Annotated in this window: 1 protein-coding gene; it reads right to left on the reverse strand. The window is 64.1% G+C overall.

The annotated features are described in order from the left end of the window. Positions 1-113 precede the first annotated feature (113 nt). Positions 114-593, reverse strand: a 480-nt coding sequence (locus CXR03_RS18930; protein ID WP_104105056.1) for a GNAT family N-acetyltransferase, incomplete at its 5' end; no start/stop codon positions are given.

Below are 593 nucleotides of genomic sequence, written 5' to 3' on the forward strand. Positions count from 1 at the left end.
GTCTCAAGGCCTGTCAGGTGGACAATTCCGCTCGCGGGTCAGACCATTTTCCGGTCTGGCTAGAGCTCGCCGAGGCATGAACTCCGGGCGGCGGGCGCCCGGAGCATTGTCGGCTATGCTTTGCGGTGGCGGTTAGTGAAGTCCGCCTGCGACAGCCGGGATTCGACGAGCGGCACCATGGTGTTGCGCGCCTTGGAGAAGACATCCCGGGCGCCCGTGATCTGAAACCCTCTTGCCTCGAGCAGTCGCAGCGAGGCCGGGTTGTCGGCGAAAGCGCCACCCAGGATTTCGGCCTGTGGCATGCGCATCAAGAAGCGATCGAGGGCGGCATCAACCGCCTCCGACATCAGGCCCTTGCCCCAATAGAAGCGGTTCAGCCAGTAGCCGATGTGCCAGAGGCCATGGCGGACCTCCAGGGAAGCCACGCCGACATGGACACCATCGAGCGTGATGGCGAAATGCCAGTCGGGCTTCATCCCCGAGGTCACCATGTTCAGCCAGTCACGGCCGTCCTCCTGGTCGTAGGGAACAGGCACGCGCGTCAACATCCGGGCGACGGCGAAGTCGCTGAGCGATGTGACGATCGCATCGGC

The sequence above is a fragment of the Arthrobacter sp. 08Y14 genome (genome assembly GCF_002929455.1).
Classification (GTDB): domain Bacteria; phylum Actinomycetota; class Actinomycetes; order Actinomycetales; family Micrococcaceae; genus Arthrobacter_B; species Arthrobacter_B sunyaminii.